Consider the following 18,482-nt stretch of genomic DNA (forward strand, 5'->3'; position numbering starts at 1 on the left):
ATGAAGACATTCGGTGAAGCGTCGGCGCTGATCGCGTCCCATGTCGCGCCGCTGGAAATCGAAACCGTCCCTCTGAGCGCAGGCGCCGGGCGCGTGCTGGCTGCGGATATTCGCGCGGCGATTCCGTCTCCGCGGCACAGCGTTTCAGCGATGGATGGCTATGCGGTGCGCGAAAGCGATATCGCTGGGGGTGAACCCGTCCAGGTCGCGGGCGAAGCGCGGCCCGGCGCCCCTTTCGCCGGCGTCCTGCCGGGGGAGAGGCGGTTCGCATCTTCACCGGCGCACCGCTTCCCGACGGTGCCGATTGCGTGATCATGCAGGAGTATGCGCAGCGCGATGCAGACACGGTACGGTTCGCCGCGGGGTTCGGCCCTGCGAAACACGTGCGGCAGCGTGGCAGCGATTTTGAAAAGGGCGCAGTCCTGCTGCGCAGGGGCGCCCGCCTTGATGCGAAGACGCTGGTGGCGGCAGCGGCCGCCGATGTCGCCGAGATCACCGTGCATCGTCAGCCAGCGATTGCGATCATCGCCACCGGGGACGAATTGGCCGAACCGGGATCCGCGCAGTTGGCGCCCTACGCCATTCCGGACTCGACCTCGCTGGCAATCGCGTCGCTGGCGCAAGATGCCGGTGCCCGCGTAACTTCGCGGTGCCGCGCACAGGACGATTTACCCGCGCTCGAGCGGCAGGCGGGCGAATTGCTGGAGAGTGCCGATATCGTGATTGTCATCGGCGGAGCATCGGTCGGCGATCGTGATTTCGCCAAACCCATGTTCGCGCCGCATGGGCTTAAGCTGGTCTTCGACAGGCTGGCGATCAAGCCGGGCAAGCCGGTGTGGCTCGGGCGGGCTGGCGCACGGCTCGTTCTCGGACTCCCGGGCAATCCCAGTTCGGCCATGGTGACCGCGCGGCTGTTCCTCGTTCCGATACTCGAGCGCTTGCAGGGCGGCGAGGGGTATCATGCCTGGCGCGACATGCCGCTGGCCACGCCGCTGCCTGCGACGGGTGACCGCGAGACCTTCGCCAGGGCGCATTGGGGCCAGGCAGGCCTCGAAGTACTGGGCAACCAGGACAGCGGAGTGCAGGGCGGCTTGGCCCGCGCCGACTGGCTGATCCGCTGCCCATCCAGCCAGGCCGGCTTGGAAGCAGGCAATACGGTATCCGCTCTGCTGTTCTGAACGGGTGGCTAGCCGCGCATCCACATTGACAGGTCGCCGTCGCCGCGGGTCACATTGCCGGCACTGCCTACCGGTTCACGCATGCCGTCCGTCAGGAACGCGATCATGGCGGCATCTTCTCCTGCCACGCCGGCAAGGGTGCGGCTGCCCGAAGGGGTGAGGGCCACGATCACACCCGATTTGGGCGAACCGTCGCGGCCATAATGGACCGTATAGCTCTCGATCGTCGCCGGCCCCTCGTAGGTCCGGTCGAGCGTGGGGACAGCGCCGCGGCGCGCGTCGGCTTCGGCCTGATAGTCGAAGTCGTGCGGGAAGGCAGCGCCGGTGGGCGTCCCCGCAAGCAGGATAGTATGATTGTGCGTTGCATAGCCGCCATTGGCGAACAACAGGCCCTTATCCCCGGTCCCGCGCAGCTTCTGCACCATGGCGACGACCGCATGGCTCATGTAATTGCCGATCGGGCCGCCTCCGAAGGTCAATCCGCCAAACACCGTGGCCGGCCGATCGAGGGGCCAATCAAGCACCCGGCGGGCCATTTTCGGGACACAGGGAAAGCAGCTGTACAGTTCGACATGGGCCAGATCTTCGGTGCCGACCGCGTTCAACTGCATCGCGCGCTCGATCGATGTCGCGAGGCTGGGTGAAGCATCGTAGCGGTCCCGGTCGAGGAAATTGTCGCTTTCATGCGCCGCTGCGCCATAGCCGATGAAGGCCAGCGCCTCGTCCGGGATCCCGCGCCGCCGTGCTTCCGCGAGCGAAGTTACGAGGAAGCCCGCGCCCTGATTGACCGAGGAATTGGCCACCTGCAGCTTGGTATAGGGAAAGGCGATCGGGCGGTTGCGATCGGATGGCGTGATGACGTACTCCGCGTTCACCGGCTTGGTAATCCACGCACCCTCGCCAGCAGCCGCGACTTCACTCATGCCCGCCCAGATGGTCCCGCTTTCGGCCTGCCCCTGTGCGAGCGTTTGGCCATAGGCCGCGCGGCCGGCGTTCTCGTACAGCGGATAGACATCGGTCGGGACCGTAAGCCCATAGCTTTGCGCATAGCCCTTGCGCACGCGGTGCGATGCGTCGCGCAGCGCATTGGGTTTCTCGCCGCCATCGCGGGCCTTGAGTGCAGCCAGCTGACCCGCAGTCCGCAGCGCCTCGCCCCCGGTAACTGCGCAAATCCGGGATTCTCCCCGACCGATGCGATTGGCAGCCTCGTTGAGTAGCAGGATCGGGCTGTCGCCGTTGGGCATGGCCGTCTGTATGCAATGCGACGGATCGATGCCGAGCGCCTCGGCTACCTTGCCATCCACCGGATTGAGTTGCGGCCACGCCAGCTGCGCGACAACCGCCAGCGAATCGCAGTCCTCGAGTACGCCGCCGCCCGCATCGGCATCCGCGCGCCGCAGCGCTTCGGCCATCAACCCGACGGGGTCCAGGCCGTCACCCGGCTGTTCGGGCCGGTCGTTGATCTGGCCAACACCGATAATAACGGGAATGGTCTCTGGATCCTGCTCGGTCACGCTCGCTCTCCTCTCACCGCCATGCCTAGCAAGCAGGTTGCATGCTGCAACCGAAACTTGAGGATCGCCCTCATAGGATGGGGAGAGGCAGCAACCTCGCCGATGCAGACGCTCACGCAGTGACTGAGCTTGCAAACGTTCGATCGCATGCGTTGCGTTCACGAAGACTTAGTGGAAGACGCATAGAAGCAGCGCCGCTACTCCAATCGCCAAAAGAGATGCAGCAAACCGACCGTGGTTCCGCAGTTGGGCGCTGAAAACGGTCCCGACAACCCCGCCGTGCATCCAGGCGCCCCCAGGGTTCTTGAGCGTGTCAGCAGCCAGATTTGCGTCCAATCTGATTGTAAAGTTACCAATCCCGCCTAAGGTTGGCGCCTCAATCAGGGGGCCTGCCATGAAGTTTCTTGTCGTTTCCGTAGCCGTGTTGCTTTCAACTGCCGCGTCGGCCGAGACTTACCAATATCGCGTCCTCTTTGGCGGCGATGATGTAGGCGGGTTGGAAGTCGAAACCGCTGGCAACACGTCGAACATCGAGTTCGACTACAAGCAGAATGGCAGAGGTCCGACTATCAGGGAGAAGGTGGAGGTCGATGCGGAGGGCATCCCGACCAACTGGACCATCACGGGCCGCACCACTTTCGGGAACCCGGTGAACGAGAGCTATGCCTGCACTGACGGGAAGGCGAGCTGGCAGGACTCGACTGGCCCAGGTTCGGCAGACGCGTGTTCATTCTACATCGACCAGAACGGGAGCCCTTGGGGCATTTCCTTGCTCGCCAGAGCCCTGCTTGCGACTCCACACGCTGAAATGGCGGTGCTTCCCGGCGGAACTGCCCGGATCAGGGCGCGTGATACTGCGACCTACGACGGGGCCGAAGGGGAGGTGACCGTCACCACCTACGAAATCACAGGGCTGTCGACCGATCCGGCCCATATCACCCTTGATCAGGACCTGAATTTATTCTCGGTCGCGGACCCTCGTTTCGCGATCGTTCGGAAAGGCTATGAAGCGGCTGACGAGGCGCTTCGCGCCGAAGCCGAACGTTACTCGACGCAGCGCTTTGTTGAAATACAGGCAAAGGCCGCCCGCAACTTCGATGGTCCGGTTCGCATTCGCAACGTGCGCATTTTCGATCCGAAAACGCTTGCCCTGACGGAAGCCAGGGATGTCGTCATATACGGCGAGCGCATTGCCAGTATCGAGGACTTGGGCAGTCTCCCGACCGAAGGCGAAACCGTGATCGACGGGGCGGGGGGCACGCTTGTTCCCGGCATGTACGAAATGCACGGCCACATAGGCCAGGACAATGCCCTGATGAACATCGTGGCGGGCGTCACGTCAGTCCGTGACATGGGAAATGAGAACGAAGTCCTGGACGGGCTCATCGAACGGATCGACGAGGGTATTATCGCGGGGCCTCGCATCAGCCGGTCGGGATTTATCGAGGGCAAATCCGAATTCTCCGCAGCGACGGGTGAAATCGCAGCCAACGAGCAGGCAGCCATCGATCTTGTGCGTTGGTATGCCGCGCGCGGCTATCCGCAGGTGAAGCTGTACAATTCCATGAATCCCGAATGGGCGGATGCCGTCGTTGGCGAAGCCCATGATCTCGGCATGCGCGTAGCCGGCCATGTGCCAGCTTTTTCGACTGCAGACGCCATGATCGATGCCGGTTTCGACGAGATCACGCACGTCAATCAACTGATGCTCGGCTGGGTCCTGAACGAGGGAGAAGACACACGCACCCTCTTCCGCTTCACCGCGATGCAACGATTTCCCTCGCTCGACCTGGACGGCGACCTGATCCAGTCGACCCTGGACAAGATGGCGGAAAAGGGCGTGGCGCACGATCCGACCATTGCCATTCACGAATTGGGTTTGACGGCCATCGACGGGCAGGTTCCCGCAGGCTCGATCGACGTGTTCGACAACATGCCGGTCAACACGCAGCGGTACATGAAGCAGGCTTTGTTCGGCACGGAAAACCAGGCGGAGAGAGATGCTTACATAGCAGCTTTCGACACGATCATCGAGACGCTCACGCTGATGAATGACAAGGGCATTCTCCTGGTCCCTGGCACGGACCTCGGCGGCAGTTTTGCGTATCACCGCGAACTCGAACTCTTCGGGAAGCTCGGCATGTCTCCGGCGCAGGTGTTGAGGCGGGCCACCTATGACATGGCCGAATACCTTAATCAGGATCAGGAACTGGGCTCGATCGAGAGGGGCAAGTATGCGGATTTCTTCCTGGTGCCCGGTGATCCGACAGCCAATCTGAAGGAAATCAAGAGGATCCAGATGGTGGTATCGAACGGGACGGTTTACTTCCCGAGCGATATCTACCCTTTCTTCGGTATCGAGCCATTCGCCGAGGCGCCGGAGATCTTAGCCGAATAGACGGTTCCGACAGGCGCGGTCGGTAGTCTTCTCCCACCCGGCCGAATTGGTGTGATACATGCTGCTGTTCTCAAGACCGCGGCAGGGTGCCACGTGGTTTGAGTGGTTGGGAAGCTGACGCTTCGCGAGCGCTTGATAAGTGTCAGGATAGTGGCTGGGGTGGCAGGGATCGAACCTGCGAATGTCGGTACCAAAAACCGATGCCTTACCACTTGGCTACACCCCAGCAGTGCGCGCCCCTATAGCGTCTCGGGCGGGGAAGGGAAGGGGGTCGGGGCCGATTGCATCCGGCGCTGCGCAAGTTCGCCTTCGAAGTGCGCGATGGTCCGCCGGTCGAGCTTGTAGAACAGCATCGCCACGCCCGCCGGGATTATGATTGCCGCAGGCACGATGGCGAAGGCGAGATCGATGCCCAGGCGGGCGTCGGCGGTCTGCACTGCCCTTGCCTCGAAGCCGGTCAGGGCGAACAACAGGCCGGGCAGCGCGGCGCCGATCGCCACGCCGGTTTTAACCGCGAAGACCGCGCCCGATACGGCAAGACCGGTCATCTGCCGCTTGGTCGACCATTCGAGATATTCGGCGATATCGGTGAACATCGAATAGGCGAGCATCATCATCATGCCCAGTCCGACGCCGACGAAGACCTGCGCGGCGGTCTGCGGCCAGACGGCATCGACCGGCATCAGGTGAAATGCGCTGATCGCGGCGACTTCGATGATGCCGGCGACGATGATGAGGTGCGCCTTGTCGAACCGGCGGGCCAGCGATGCGGCGACGAGCACGCCGATCAGCTGCCCCAGCGCGAAGCCGGTATAGAAAAGGCCCACCCGGTCGAGGAACAGGAAGACCGTACGGCCATCGTCGCCCGCTACATAGCGAAACCAGAACAGCGCGCTCGAAGCGCGCGAAGCAAGCGCAACGGGCGTGAGCACGGCCGCGGCGGCGACCGCGATCCACGCCGGGGTCCGGATCAGCAAGCCGATATCGTCGCGGATCCGGCCGTTGGTGGGAGCAGGGGGGATACGTTCGCGCGTGGACGCGAAAGCGATGACCAGTGCGAGCATGCCGGCGCCCGCCAGCACGAACATCGTCAGCATGATGCCGCGTCGTTCGTCGCCAGCGCCCAGTTCGCGCACCAGCGTGGTCGCGACCACCGCCACGCCGACCACCGCCAGCGCAGAAAAGATCATCCGGTAGGCGGCGACCGAGGAACGCGTATCCGCACTCGGCGAAATCACGCCCATCAGCGCCGAATAGGGCACGTTGGTCGCGGTGAAAGCAACCATGGTCAGCGTATAGGTGACATACGCCCAGACCAGCATCGATCCGGGGGTAAGTTCCGGGGCCGCGAAAATGGCGGCGCCGAACAGGCCGAAGGGCACCGCCCCCCACAGCAGATAGGGCCGGTAGCGGCCCCAGCGCGTGCGCGTGCGATCGCCGATGGCCCCCATAACCGGATCTGTGATTGCATCGAAGAACTTGGTCAGCAGCAGCATCAGGCCCATTGCCGCGGGGCCGACGCCGCCCAGCTCTACGAAATAATAGAGCAGGTAGATGTTGAAGAAGTTGATGTAGAGCGACGAGGCGAGATCACCAACGCCATAGCCGAGCTTCTCCAGCCTCCCGACCGGGGGATCCTGATTAGCCAACGCGCGTGCCCTCTCTCCGTTGAGCCGAGGAGAGGGCAGCGCGGCGTCCGAGTCAAGCGGTTGCCGACGAGCGTACTAGAGCGACTTGCCTTCGAAGTCGGCGGCCGAATGCCGTTCGAGCATTTGGGTGTCTTCCTCGCCCCAGGTCTTGTTGACGATGCGGCCCCGCCGCACGGCAGGGCGCTCGGCAATCTGCTTCACCCAGCGATCGACATGTTCGTATTCGTGAATCGAGAGGAAGGTCCTGGCTTCGTTGTAGATGTTGCCGAATACGAAGGGGGCGAACCAGGGGTAGGTCGCAATATCGGCAACGGTATAGTCGCTCCCGCCCAGATATTCGCTCTCCGCCAGCCGCTGGTTGGTGACATCGAACAGGCGCTTGGTCTCCATGGCATAGCGATTGATGGGATATTCGTATCTCTCGGGGGCGTAGGCATAGAAATGGCCGAACCCGCCGCCGATGAAAGGGGCGCTGCCGACCTGCCAGAACAGCCAGCTGAGCACTTCGGCGCGCCTATGGTCGGCGGGCAGGAAAGCGCCGAACTTTTCCGCCAGATGCATCAGGATGGCCCCGCTTTCGAACACGCGCAGCGGCTCGGGCCCGCTGCGATCGAGCAGCGCGGGAATCTTCGAGTTGGGATTGAGATCGACGAAACCCGAAGTGAACTGCACCGCGTCGCCGATATTGACCGTCCAGGCATCATATTCGGCGCCCGAATGGCCCGCCTCGAGCAGTTCCTCGAACATGATCGTGGCTTTGACGCCATTGGGCGTGGCAAGCGAATAAAGCTGGAAATCGTGCTCGCCCACCGGCAGCGATTTTTCCTCGCGCGCGCCGGCTGTGGGACGATTGATCCCGGCGAACCGGCCGCCGTTCTCGGTGTCGTTCTGCCAGACTTCCGGCGGGGTGTAGGTGGGGTCGGCCAAGATCGTTCTCCTCTGGTGCGGGGGTAATGCAGCCTCCCGTTCGTCGCAAGTTGGGGAACCGTCCATGCCGTACCAAGGTTCTTCCCTTCGCCATGACGAAGCTCATCTATGTCGACGACGATCTGCCCGGTATCTCCCGCAAGGGAGCGGGCAAGGGGTGGGCCTATTACGATCCCGAAGGGCGCCTGATCACCGACCGGGCGGAGAAGCGCCGGCTCAATGCCGTGGCGCTGCCGCCCGCCTATACCGATGCATGGTTCTGCCCGGCCCCCAATGGCCACATCCTCGCGACCGGCATCGACGCCAAGGGGCGCAAGCAATATCGGTACCACCCGCAGTTCCGGGCTGCCCGCGAGGGCGAGAAATTCGACAGCTGCATCACATTCGGCAATCTCCTACCGCTCGTGCGCAAGCGGGTGGAGGACGATCTGCGGGGCAACAAGCTGACCCGCAACCGCGCCATCGCCAGCGTGGTCCGCCTGCTCGATCTGGGCGCGGTGCGTGTCGGCAATGAGGGCTATGCCAGGACGAACAAGAGTTTCGGTGCCACCACGCTGCGCAACCGCCATGCCGAACTGACCGGCAAGACCCTGCGGCTGCGCTACAAGGGTAAGGGCGGCAAGCTGCGCGAAGTGACCCTCTCCGATGGCAGCCTCGCCCGGGTGGTGCGCAAGATGCAGGACCTCCCCGGCCAGAACCTGTTCAAATACATCGATGACGACGGCGAGCAGCATGCGGTCGGTTCGAGCGACGTGAACGCCTATTTGCGCGAGATCATGGGGCAGGATTTCAGCGCCAAGAACTTCCGCACCTGGCACGCCAGCGTCAAGGCGCTGACCTGCCTGCACCAGGCCGAGGGTACGATCCCGATGAAGGAACTGCTGGAGTGCGTTTCCGACCATCTCGGCAACACGCCCGCCGTGGCGCGCAAAAGCTATATTCACCCGGTGTTGTTCGGATTGCTCGACGGGCAGGAAGGCTGGCGCAAGGAACTCCGGCTGCCGCGCGCGACGCGCTGGCTGACCCGCGAGGAACGCGCGCTGATCGAGCTCTTGCAGGAATGTCCGAAAGCCGAGGATCTGCTGGCCGCCTGAGGCGTGAGCGTGGCAAGCCTCTTCCGCTTTTTGATTTAACGCAGTAAATGGACCGGACCGATGGTGCGGAGCCGTCGAGCGTTCGCCTATGCATCACGGTAGCGGCGGGCATCTGTACTCCGCCGGAAGACTGCCATCATGCACCGGCTTGCCAATTTCGATGTCAGCCGCCAGTTCCTTGCCCGGCGCAGCAAGGTGGCAGCGCAGATCGTGTTCGGCGGAATGTGTGCGGCTGCCATGATCGGGGTGCGCTCGTTGATCGACGTCTGGGCTCCGGTATCGGGACCCTTCGCGCTGATTTACCCCACCGTCCTGCTTGCCACGCTGTACGGCCATTGGCGTGCCGGAGTGGTCGCGCTGGCAGTCACTTTCTGCTGGGCGTGGTTCTTCATCCTCCCGCCGGCGAGATCCTTCCTGTTCGCCGACCCCACCGATCCGGTGCGTGTGTTGCTGAATGCCGTTAGCGCGGTGGTGGTCGTGGTGTTCGCCGAGGCATTCCGCCGCGCCGCCCAGGCGACGCTATCCGAAATCCGCGAACGCGCCGACCGGCGGCTGACGTTGCTGGCGGAGCTCGAACATCGCACGAAGAACAATTTCGCGCTGGTCGCCAGCATGCTCGAACTTCAGAAACGGCGCATCCCGCAGGCCGAACTGCACGCACCGCTCGACGATGCGGTGGGACGGGTACGGACCTTCGCCGATGCGTATTCGGCGCTGGCGCTCGAACAGTCGGACGAGCCGAATGTCTCGATCAAGCCCTATCTCGAATTCCTGCTCGACCGGATCGAGGCATCGGCTTTGCCGCCTTCGGTCCGCTTGTTCCGCGAGATCGACGAGGCGACGCTTACGCCCGAAGAGGCGGTGGCGATCGGCCTCTATCTCAACGAAGCCGTGGCGAATGCCTGCAAATACGCATTCCCCGAACAGCGACCGGGGACGATCGCAGTGTTCTTCAACGAGCGCGGTGGAAGCTGGCGTTTCACGATCGAAGACAACGGAATAGGCGCAGAAGCTGCGACCGATCCCAGCGGCGGGCTGGGGAGTCAATTGCTTGCGGCCTTCGCCACTCAGGCGCAAGCGACCCACCACGCCGGGCCGATCCTCAACGGCTATCGCACCGAAATGCGGCGCGAGGACCAGAGCGAACTTGCCTAGGGTAGCCTAAAAGGATACCGCCCGCGAATGCACTTGGCTGGTTTCAAGTTGCGCCGCTGGCGCGAAACGCATGACCCGCCCCTGAGCGCGGACCAGTTCGGCGCGCGCTATGGCCTTCCCAATCCGTGGCCCAGCCGCACCGTCTACGGCTGGGAAGCGAAGGGCAAGATTGCCCGCGCTTCGGTCCAGAAACGCTTGGCCGAGCTGGGCGTTTGCCAGCCAGCGGACTGGCTTGAACCGGCACCCGCATCTGGATATCCCGACCCGAAAGGCCCAGCCCGCATGAGTGGCAGCGACACGCATTCCTTCTACGATCTTCACACGCATGGTTTTGTCCGCGTGGCGACCAGCACGCCCAAGGTGCGCACGGCGGATATCGCGTATAATGCGGCAGGCATTCTGGAGACTGCCCGCCAGGCCCACGCGCAGCATGTCGACGTGCTGCTCTATCCCGAACTTGCGCTTTCTTCCTATGCCATCGACGATTTGCATCTGCAGATGGCCCTGCTCGACGCGGTCGAGGCGCAGGTCGCCGCGATCGTCGAGGCATCGCGGGATCTTACACCCGTGCTGGTGTTCGGCGCCCCCCTGCGGCGCGGTGGACGCATCTACAACTGCGCGCTGGTCGTGGCGCGGGGCGAACTGCTGGGCGTCGTTCCCAAGAGCTATCTGCCCAATTACCGCGAATATTACGAGAAGCGCTGGTTTGCCCATGGCCGCGACTGCGTCGGACTGACCATTCGCTGTGGCGGGCAGGAAGTGCCGTTCGGCACCGACCTGATTTTCGCAGCAAGCAATCTGCCCGGTTTCGCCTTCGGAATAGAAATCTGCGAGGATTTCTGGGCGCCCAATCCGCCAGGGACCATGGCTGCGCTTGCCGGCGCTGCGATCCTGCTCAACCTGTCTGCGTCGAACATCGTTATCGGCAAGTCGGACGAACGGCACCTGCTGGCACGCGCCAGTTCGAGCCGGACGCTATGCGCCTATGCCTATTCGGCGAGCGGGCACGGCGAAAGCACCACCGACCTGGCGTGGGACGGGCAGGGCATGATCTACGAGCTGGGCGATCTGCTGGCCGAGAGCCAACGCTTCGATCTGGAGCCCGAGCTGAGCATCGCCGACGTGGATACGCAGCGCATCCTGTCGGAACGCATGCGCATGCAGACCTTCAATGATGCCGCCGAAGCGGCCGGGCGGCCCGAGGACTGGTACCGCCGCGTCGAATTCGACCATGCGGCCGTGCGCGGTGACATCGGCCTGCATCGTCCCATCCGGCGCTTTCCCTTCGTGCCGAACCGCGCCGACAAGCTGGACGAGGATTGCTACGAGGCGTTCAACATCCAGGTCGATGCACTGATGCGGCGGATCCAGGCGACCAACCCCAAATGCCTGACGATCGGGATTTCGGGCGGCCTCGACAGCACGCACGCGCTGATCGTGGCGGCCAAGGCGATGGACCGGCTGAAGCGCCCGCGCACCGATATCCGTGGTTATACCATGCCCGGCTTCGCGACGTCGAACGACACCAAGTCGAACGCCTGGCGGCTGATGAAGGCATTCGGCATCACCGCCGAGGAGATCGACATCACCGCCACCGCGCGGCTGATGCTGGAGAATATCGGCCATGCCTTCGCCGATGGAGAGCCGGTCTACGACACGACTTTCGAGAACGTCCAGGCGGGCCTGCGCACCGATTACCTGTTCCGCCTTGCCAGCCAGCATGGCGGCTGGGTGATCGGCACGGGCGATCTGAGCGAGCTGGCGCTGGGCTGGTGCACCTATGGCGTGGGTGACCAGATGAGCCATTACGGCGTCAATGCGGGCGTGCCCAAGACGCTGATCCAGTATCTCATCCGCTGGACGACCCAGACCAGCCAGTTCGACGAAGGCGTGGACGCCGTGCTCGCCGATATTCTCGATACCGAAATCAGCCCCGAACTGGTGCCGGCCGGAGAAGATGGCGCGATACAGAGCACGCAATCGATCATCGGGCCCTATGAGCTGAACGACTTCTTCCTTCATCACATCGTACGCTGGGGGCAGAAGCCGAGCCATGTCGCGTTCCTCGCCTGGCATGCGTGGAAAGATGTGCAGGCGGGCCAGTGGCCGATCGATTTCCCCGAAGACGCCAAGAACCACTACGATCTCGCCACGATTGCCCACTGGCTGGAGAAATTCCTCAAGCGGTTCTTCGGGTTCAGCCAGTTCAAGCGCTCGGCACTGCCCAACGGGCCCAAGGTCAGTGCAGGCGGCGCGCTCAGCCCGCGCGGCGACTGGCGCGCACCGAGCGATTCGGTGGCCGATACCTGGCTGGCCGAACTGGCCGCCGCCTTGCCCCCGCTCGAGGACTGACGATGTCCTTTCGCGCTTTGCTGATCATGGCGTTCTGCAACATCGCCTGGGCGCTCAACGTCGTGGTCAGCAAGCTGGCGATTACCGACTTTTCTGCTCCGCCGCTGTTCTACGCGCTCGTGCGCTCCATCATCGTCGCGGCGGTGCTGATTCCGCTGCTGCGGCCCCTGCCGGCCAAGCTGTGGCAGGTCCTCGTCATCGGCCTGGCCATCAGCGGGGGATCCTTCGCGCTGCTGTTCATGGGCCTGGAAACCGCCAGCCCGTCAGCCGCCGGCGTCGTCAGCCTGAGCGGCGCGCCGATGACGGTGCTGTTCGCAATCCTCTTCCTGGGCGAAAAGGTGCGTTGGCGGCGTGGGCTGGGCATCGGCCTCGCCTTCGGCGGCGTGCTGTTCGCCATGGCAGGGGAGAACCAGATGCAGACCAGCACCGGGCTGCTGCTGGTATTCCTTTCGGCGATGGTCGGGGCGCTCGGCACCGTTTTCGTCAAGCGTCTCGACCTGTCGTCGATCCGGCTGCAGGGCTGGGCGGCGGTGGCTTCGGTCGCCGTGCTGCTGCCCCTGTCACTTACGCTGGAAAGTGGTCAGTTCGCGGCTCTGGCCGCTTCGCCCTGGGAACTGGCGGCGTGTCTGGTCTTTGCCAGCCTGGTCGTCTCGATCGGGGCGCACACCGCCTATTTCCGCTTGCTTGGCGAATACGACGCCAATCTGGTCGTACCGCTCACGCTGTTCACGCCGATCCTGACGATCGTGTTCGGCGCGTGGCTGACCGGGGATGCGATCGGCGAGCGGCTGGTGATCGGCGGTGCGATCGCGCTGGCAGGGGTGGCGATAATCGTGCTGCGGCCCAGCGCGACTTTCACGCGCCGGTTCCTGGTGCGCCCGCGTTTCTGATCAGTCGAGCGTGACCGTCCAGCCGTGGGTGTCCTCGATGGCGCCCTTCTGGATGCCGACCAGTTTTTCGCGGATCTTGTGGGTCATCTGCCCGATCCCGCCGCTACCGATGGTGAATTCGCCATCGGGGCCCAGCACGGTGCCGACCGGGGTGACGACCGCGGCGGTGCCGCAGGCCATTGTCTCGAGCAGGCGGCCTTCGGTGGCGTCGGCACGCCACTGGTCGATGCTGTACGGTTCCTCGCGCACCTGCAGACCCTCCTCGCGAAGAAGCTGCATCAGGCTGTCGCGGGTGATGCCGGGAAGGATCGTCCCCGTCAGCGGCGGGGTGATCACGCTGCCGTCGTCGAACACGAAGAACAGGTTCATCCCGCCCAGTTCCTCGACCCATTTCTTGTCGACCGCGTCGAGAAAGACCACCTGGTCGCAGCCATTCTCGATTCCTTCGGCCTGCGGGACGAGGCTGGCAGCGTAATTGCCGCCGGTCTTGGCCGCCCCGGTGCCGCCGGGGGCGGCGCGGGTGTAATTGCGGCTGACCCAGATCTTGACCGGCTTCGCGCCGCCCTTGAAATAGCCGCCGACGGGCGAGGCGATCAGGATGTACTTGTACTGCCGCGCGGGACGTACGCCGAGGAATGCTTCGGAAGCGAACATGAAGGGCCGCAGGTACAGCGCGCCATCGGGGATCGAGGGGACCCAATCGCGGTCCTTAGCCACCAGCTGGCGGATCGATTCGAGGAACAGCTCTTCGGGCAAGTCGGGCATCGCCATACGGCGCGCGCTTTCGTTGAAGCGCCGGGCATTCTGTTCGGGGCGGAACAGCGCCAGCGTGCCGTCTTCGCGCTTGTACGCCTTCATGCCTTCGAAGATTTCCTGCGCATAATGCAGCACCGCTGCCGCCGGATCGAGACTGATCGGCTCGCGCGGGCCCAGCGTCGCCTTGTGCCATCCACCAAGATCGGCATCGTAATCGATGACCACCATGTGGTCGGTGAAGAGCGTGCCGAAGCCGGGGTCCATCAGGGCCTGCTGGCGTGTTTCACCGGGGACGGGGGCGGAATGGGGTAGGTGCTCGAAATCCATCTGCGCGCGGGTAATGGGAAGCCGCGCGCGAGGCAAGGTTTTGGAGCAGGCCGGGAATGGTCAGTCGGATCATGGCGCGCAATGCCCGCGAACTGCCGGCGCGGCAAAATGAGAAGGGCAGCCCCACGCCCGTAGGTGGAACTGCCCTTCGCATGGTCAGCGGCGGGAAGTGCCGCTTACGAAGCCTCTAAAGGTATGTTCTACCGATAGTGCCCCGTGCGGAAACTTGCCGACCTCTCTGCTGGACCATGAGACATCGGATCACCTCCTTTCGCGCTGTTTAGAGCCAAAGTACCCCGTCTCCGGGGACCAAGATCGCGTTTCGCCGCTGATCTTGGAAGGCATATTGGAGTCTTCGAGGGGGGCAAAACAACCCTTGTAAAAAAGTTTTCCCACGTCAGACTTGGTGTTTGTGGCTCGGGTCGTTTCCCGGGCCTTTTTTGTGCCGCGAGATCCCGCGTGCCGCGAGAGCGACGCGGGTCGCGACTCCGCCTAGCGACAATCCTCGATCACGCGGGAAACTTCCGCCCAGGGCGGCAGGTAAAGTGTGGACAACCCCGGCGTCTCGACCGCGAATCGTCCGCGCGTCACCGCCATCGCATCGAGCAGTGGGTCATTCGCCGCAAGCGTGGCCATCAGCGATTGCAGTTCGCGCGCAGCGGGCGTCGCGGCAAGCGTGCGATCGGTGGTTTCGGTGCGGATCGTCATCGTCGCAGGTGCGGCGGCGCTGCCGATACGGCTGAGGGTTACGCGTGCGGCACCGCGGTCGCAATCGATCGCGAACACGGGCTTGTCGGCATTTGCACCGAACATGGCCACGCCGCCATCGGCCCCGGCGCGGTAACTCCAGTCGCCCGCGGTTTGCGGCCGGTCGATCCAGTTTTCCGATGCGGGCGGAGCGGGCCGCTGCGGGGCCGGCGCGGTGGCGGTGGGCGACGGGGTCGGCGTCGGTGCCGGGGTCGAATCGGGCGCGGGCACGCAGGCCGCGATGGTGAAGCTCAGCGCCAGCGCGCCACCCAGATGCACATAGATCGGTTTCATGCATGCACAATGATCGCTAACGCGCATGTTTCCAATGACGAAAAAGATGCGCCTCGATCAGATGCTGGTGGACCGCGGGCTCGTGGAGAGCCGGACGCGCGCGCAGGCGCTGGTCATGGCGGGGCTGGTGTTCAGCAGCGAACAGAAACTGGCCAAGCCCGGTCAGCAATTGCCCGTGGACGCGCCGCTCGACGTGCGCGGGCGCGATCACCCCTGGGTTTCGCGCGGTGGCATCAAGCTGGCCCATGCGATCGAGCATTTCGACCTCGACCCGCGCGGCGCGGTGGCGATGGACATCGGCAGTTCGACCGGCGGCTTCACCGACGTATTGCTGCAGGGCGGGGCGGAGCATGTCTTCGCAGTCGACAGCGGCACCAACCAGCTGGCCTGGAAACTGCGGCAGGACGAGCGCGTCACCGTGCTCGAACAGACCAGCGCGCGCATCCTGACGCCGGACATGATCGACCAGCCATGCGACTGGGTAGTGTGCGATGCCAGCTTCATCGGGCTGGCCAAGGTACTCGATCGTCCGCTCCAGCTCGCGGCCCCGCAGTGCCGCCTCGTCGCGCTGATCAAGCCGCAATTCGAGGTCGGGCGCGAGGAAGTGGGCAAGAAGGGCGTGGTCAGCGACCCCGCGCTGCACCGCCGCGTTTGCGACGAAGTGCGCGACTGGATCGAAGGACTGGGCTTTACCGTACAGGGCATCGCCCAAAGCCCGATCACCGGCCCCGAAGGCAATGTCGAGTTCCTCATCAGCGCCGAGAGAAGCGCGCCGCGCGATTGACCTTGCGCCTCGCTTGGCACTAGTCGCACATCAAAACCTATTCACGGAGAGAGCATGTCCGCCAATATCGCCGAAATGGAACGCCGCCGCGATGCCGCCAAGATGGGCGGCGGGCAGAAGCGGATCGACGCGCAGCACGCCAAGGGCAAGCTGACCGCGCGCGAACGGCTCGACATATTGCTTGATGAAGGCAGCTTCGAGGAACTCGACACCTATGTCGAACATGACTGCGTCGATTTCGGCATGCAGGACCAGAAGATCCCCGGCGACGGCGTGGTCACCGGGTCGGGCACGATCAACGGCCGGCTGGTCTATGTCTTCAGCCAGGATTTCACCGTCTTCGGCGGCTCGCTGTCGAAGCGCCATGCGGAGAAGATCTGCAAGGTGATGGATACCGCGATGAAGGTCGGCGCGCCGGTGATCGGCCTCAACGACAGCGGCGGCGCGCGCATCCAGGAAGGCGTCGCGTCGCTCGGCGGCTATGCCGAGGTGTTCCAGCGCAACGTGCTCGCCAGCGGCGTGGTGCCGCAGATCAGCCTGATCATGGGGCCGTGCGCGGGCGGGGCGGTCTACAGCCCGGCGATGACCGACTTCATCTTCATGGTCGAAGATTCGAGCTACATGTTCGTCACCGGCCCTGACGTGGTGAAGACGGTTACCAACGAGGTCGTCACGCAGGAAGAACTTGGCGGTGCGAAGACGCATACGACCAAGACCAGCGTGGCGGACAACAGCTTCGAGAACGACATCGAGACGCTGCTCGCGACGCGCGATTTCTTCGATTACCTGCCGCTGTCCAACCGCGAGGACGTGCCCGAACGCCCGACGAGCGATGCCTGGGACCGCGAGGAGCCGAGCCTCGACACGCTGATCCCCGACAATGCCAACCAGCCTTACGACATGCACGAAGTCATCCGTAAGACGCTGGACGAAGGCGATTTCTTCGAAGTGCAGCCGGGCCATGCAGCGAACATCATCTGCGGTTTCGGCCGGGTCGAGGGGCGCACGGTGGGCGTCGTCGCCAACCAGCCGATGGTGCTCGCGGGCGTGCTCGACATCAACAGCTCGAAGAAGGCCGCGCGCTTCGTGCGCTTCTGCGATGCCTTCGAAATCCCGATCCTGACCTTCGTCGACGTGCCCGGCTTCCTTCCCGGCACCAGCCAGGAACACAACGGCATCATCAAGCACGGCGCGAAGCTGTTGTTCGCCTATGCCGAGGCGACCGTGCCCAAGATCACCGTGATCACCCGCAAGGCCTATGGCGGCGCCTATGACGTGATGGCCTCCAAACACCTGCGCGGCGACCTCAACTACGCCTGGCCGACCGCCGAAATCGCGGTGATGGGCGCCAAGGGCGCGGTGGAGATTATCTTCCGCCAGGACCGCGACAATCCCGACAAGATCGCCGAGAAGACCAAGGAATACGAAGACCGCTTTGCCAACCCCTTCGTGGCGGCCAGCCGCGGCTATATCGACGAGGTGATTTACCCGCACTCGACCCGCAAGCGGATTGCGCTGGGGCTGAGGAAGCTACGGACGAAGCAGCTCGAGAACCCGTGGAAGAAGCATGATAACATTCCGTTGTAATGGAACGCGCAGAGCTTCTTTTGTTGGCTGACAGGCTAGACCAAGATGATCAGGACAACTTTTCCGGCTTCGTGTTCAAACACATCACAACCGACGCTGGAGAGATTCTGATTGAGGGAGACGATGCGGGGTTGAAGCACTTTGCTTCGCAGATATTGCGTCTTTTGGCCCGCGACCAGTTCGTTGGATTACATCAGGATTTCGACATTGGTGCGCCTTCGGATGAAGGATCTTGCAGAATGACGATTGTTCGTAAGGGACAAGGAAACTGACATGAAACTCGGCCGTCTCAACCATATCGGCGTCGCGACGCCTTCGATTGCGGAATCGCTGCGCTATTATCGCGATGTCATGGGCGCGAGCATCACGCATGAACCTTTCGATCTCGAGGAGCAGGGCGTGACGGTCTGCTTCGTCGACACGCCGGGCGAGAACGGGACCAATGGCACGCAGATCGAGCTGATCGAGCCGCTGGGCGAGCAGTCCACGCTGACCGGTTTCCTCGCCAAGAACCCCGCAGGGGGACAGCATCATGTCTGCTACGAAGTCGAGGACATCGAGGACGCGCGTAAGTGGTTCGAGGACATGGGTAAGCGGATCCTCGGCCCGACGCGCATCGGTGCGCATGGCACGCCGATCTTCTTCCTGCACCCCAAGGACATGATGGGCCAGCTGACCGAGATCATGGAAACGCCCAAGGACGACGCGCACTGGTCGAATTGAGGGGGTGGGAGAACTGATCGCGCGCGCCCAACCTTTTTCGTCACCCCCGCGCAGGCGGGGGTCCAGCTGACCTTGCGAGTTTGAACGACCGTTATCTGATCCCCGCC

At 63.5% G+C, this 18,482-nt stretch carries 15 protein-coding genes, 1 tRNA gene and 1 pseudogene; 11 read left to right on the forward strand and 6 right to left on the reverse strand.

Annotated elements, in window-relative coordinates; genetic code table 11:
- Both WKH79_RS02370 and WKH79_RS02375 read left to right on the forward strand, forming a co-directional pair.
- Positions 1-923: pseudogene (locus tag WKH79_RS02370) on the forward strand (molybdopterin molybdotransferase MoeA); the annotation flags it as partial.
- 51 nt (positions 924-974) lie between these two features.
- Positions 975-1,178, forward strand: coding sequence for a hypothetical protein (locus tag WKH79_RS02375; protein WP_341860082.1), 204 nt, complete (start codon positions 975-977; stop codon positions 1,176-1,178).
- An 8-nt stretch (positions 1,179-1,186) separates the two neighbouring features.
- Here WKH79_RS02375 and WKH79_RS02380 read toward each other — a convergent pair whose 3' ends face one another.
- Positions 1,187-2,692, reverse strand: a complete 1,506-nt coding sequence (locus WKH79_RS02380) for an acetyl-CoA acetyltransferase (RefSeq protein WP_341859489.1) — start codon at positions 2,690-2,692, stop codon at positions 1,187-1,189.
- 394 nt (positions 2,693-3,086) lie between these two features.
- On the opposite strand from WKH79_RS02380, the gene WKH79_RS02385 reads away from it, so the two are divergent.
- Entirely contained in the window at positions 3,087-5,090 is a 2,004-nt protein-coding gene (locus WKH79_RS02385; protein WP_341859490.1) for an amidohydrolase family protein, read from the forward strand.
- A 151-nt stretch (positions 5,091-5,241) separates the two neighbouring features.
- Here the strand turns inward: WKH79_RS02385 and WKH79_RS02390 are convergent.
- The 3 genes from WKH79_RS02390 to yghU form a co-directional block, all read right to left on the reverse strand.
- Positions 5,242-5,316, reverse strand: a tRNA-Gln gene (locus WKH79_RS02390).
- A gap of 13 nt (positions 5,317-5,329) precedes the next feature.
- Positions 5,330-6,739 carry a glycoside-pentoside-hexuronide (GPH):cation symporter gene (locus WKH79_RS02395; RefSeq protein ID WP_341859491.1) on the reverse strand — a complete coding sequence of 470 codons (1,410 nt, stop codon included), beginning with the start codon at positions 6,737-6,739 and terminating at the stop codon, positions 5,330-5,332.
- Positions 6,740-6,814: 75 nt separating this feature from the next.
- On the reverse strand, positions 6,815-7,666 hold the full coding sequence (yghU, locus tag WKH79_RS02400) for a glutathione-dependent disulfide-bond oxidoreductase (RefSeq protein WP_341859492.1): 852 nt from the start codon (positions 7,664-7,666) through the stop codon (positions 6,815-6,817).
- Between the two features lie 92 nt (positions 7,667-7,758).
- On the opposite strand from yghU, the gene WKH79_RS02405 reads away from it, so the two are divergent.
- From WKH79_RS02405 to WKH79_RS02420, 4 genes are all read left to right on the forward strand, one after another.
- A complete protein-coding gene (locus WKH79_RS02405) occupies positions 7,759-8,760 on the forward strand; it encodes a DNA topoisomerase IB (protein WP_341859493.1) in 1,002 nt (333 codons plus the stop codon).
- A 138-nt stretch (positions 8,761-8,898) separates the two neighbouring features.
- Complete coding sequence (locus WKH79_RS02410) at positions 8,899-9,915, forward strand: histidine kinase dimerization/phosphoacceptor domain -containing protein (RefSeq protein WP_050599944.1); 1,017 nt, start codon at positions 8,899-8,901, stop codon at positions 9,913-9,915.
- Positions 9,916-10,197: 282 nt separating this feature from the next.
- Positions 10,198-12,267, forward strand: coding sequence for an NAD(+) synthase (locus WKH79_RS02415; protein ID WP_160767077.1), 2,070 nt, complete (start codon positions 10,198-10,200; stop codon positions 12,265-12,267).
- 2 nt (positions 12,268-12,269) lie between these two features.
- Positions 12,270-13,157: a DMT family transporter gene (locus WKH79_RS02420; protein WP_050599943.1), complete on the forward strand. Its 888-nt coding sequence runs from the start codon at positions 12,270-12,272 to the stop codon at positions 13,155-13,157.
- Here the strand turns inward: WKH79_RS02420 and WKH79_RS02425 are convergent, their stop codons facing one another.
- Both WKH79_RS02425 and WKH79_RS02430 read right to left on the reverse strand, forming a co-directional pair.
- On the reverse strand, positions 13,158-14,240 hold the full coding sequence (locus WKH79_RS02425; RefSeq protein ID WP_341859494.1) for a branched-chain amino acid aminotransferase: 1,083 nt from the start codon (positions 14,238-14,240) through the stop codon (positions 13,158-13,160).
- Positions 14,241-14,732: 492 nt separating this feature from the next.
- Positions 14,733-15,281, reverse strand: a complete 549-nt coding sequence (locus WKH79_RS02430) for a hypothetical protein (RefSeq protein ID WP_341859495.1) — start codon at positions 15,279-15,281, stop codon at positions 14,733-14,735.
- Between the two features lie 34 nt (positions 15,282-15,315).
- On the opposite strand from WKH79_RS02430, the gene WKH79_RS02435 reads away from it, so the two are divergent.
- From WKH79_RS02435 to mce, 4 genes are read left to right on the forward strand one after another with little or no spacing between them, the layout of a single operon-like run.
- Positions 15,316-16,065 carry a TlyA family RNA methyltransferase gene (locus WKH79_RS02435; RefSeq protein WP_341859496.1) on the forward strand — a complete coding sequence of 250 codons (750 nt, stop codon included), beginning with the start codon at positions 15,316-15,318 and terminating at the stop codon, positions 16,063-16,065.
- A 54-nt stretch (positions 16,066-16,119) separates the two neighbouring features.
- Positions 16,120-17,652, forward strand: coding sequence for an acyl-CoA carboxylase subunit beta (locus WKH79_RS02440; RefSeq protein ID WP_063511210.1), 1,533 nt, complete (start codon positions 16,120-16,122; stop codon positions 17,650-17,652).
- Positions 17,652-17,924, forward strand: coding sequence for a hypothetical protein (locus WKH79_RS02445; RefSeq protein ID WP_341859497.1), 273 nt, complete (start codon positions 17,652-17,654; stop codon positions 17,922-17,924). Before WKH79_RS02440 ends, WKH79_RS02445 begins: the two co-directional genes overlap by 1 nt.
- Before the next feature lies 1 nt (position 17,925).
- Entirely contained in the window at positions 17,926-18,375 is a 450-nt protein-coding gene (mce, locus tag WKH79_RS02450) for a methylmalonyl-CoA epimerase (RefSeq protein WP_050599937.1), read from the forward strand.
- Positions 18,376-18,482: the final 107 nt, after the last annotated feature.

It is taken from the genome of Qipengyuania sp. GPGPB31 (assembly GCF_038396345.1).
Lineage (GTDB): Bacteria > Pseudomonadota > Alphaproteobacteria > Sphingomonadales > Sphingomonadaceae > Qipengyuania > Qipengyuania citrea.

Excerpts from the sequence above, each read along its gene's own strand:
- WKH79_RS02375 (WP_341860082.1), top strand. The coding sequence starts at position 975 with ATGCCGCTGGCCACGCCGCTGCCTGCGACGGGTGACCGCGAGACCTTC.
- WKH79_RS02405 (WP_341859493.1), top strand. The coding sequence starts at position 7,759 with ATGACGAAGCTCATCTATGTCGACGACGATCTGCCCGGTATCTCCCGC.
- mce (WP_050599937.1), top strand. The coding sequence starts at position 17,926 with ATGAAACTCGGCCGTCTCAACCATATCGGCGTCGCGACGCCTTCGATT.
- WKH79_RS02385 (WP_341859490.1), top strand. The coding sequence starts at position 3,087 with ATGAAGTTTCTTGTCGTTTCCGTAGCCGTGTTGCTTTCAACTGCCGCG.
- WKH79_RS02425 (WP_341859494.1), bottom strand. The coding sequence starts at position 14,240 with ATGGATTTCGAGCACCTACCCCATTCCGCCCCCGTCCCCGGTGAAACA.
- WKH79_RS02415 (WP_160767077.1), top strand. The coding sequence starts at position 10,198 with ATGAGTGGCAGCGACACGCATTCCTTCTACGATCTTCACACGCATGGT.
- WKH79_RS02420 (WP_050599943.1), top strand. The coding sequence starts at position 12,270 with ATGTCCTTTCGCGCTTTGCTGATCATGGCGTTCTGCAACATCGCCTGG.
- WKH79_RS02435 (WP_341859496.1), top strand. The coding sequence starts at position 15,316 with ATGACGAAAAAGATGCGCCTCGATCAGATGCTGGTGGACCGCGGGCTC.
- WKH79_RS02440 (WP_063511210.1), top strand. The coding sequence starts at position 16,120 with ATGTCCGCCAATATCGCCGAAATGGAACGCCGCCGCGATGCCGCCAAG.
- WKH79_RS02430 (WP_341859495.1), bottom strand. The coding sequence starts at position 15,281 with ATGAAACCGATCTATGTGCATCTGGGTGGCGCGCTGGCGCTGAGCTTC.
- WKH79_RS02410 (WP_050599944.1), top strand. The coding sequence starts at position 8,899 with ATGCACCGGCTTGCCAATTTCGATGTCAGCCGCCAGTTCCTTGCCCGG.
- WKH79_RS02445 (WP_341859497.1), top strand. The coding sequence starts at position 17,652 with ATGGAACGCGCAGAGCTTCTTTTGTTGGCTGACAGGCTAGACCAAGAT.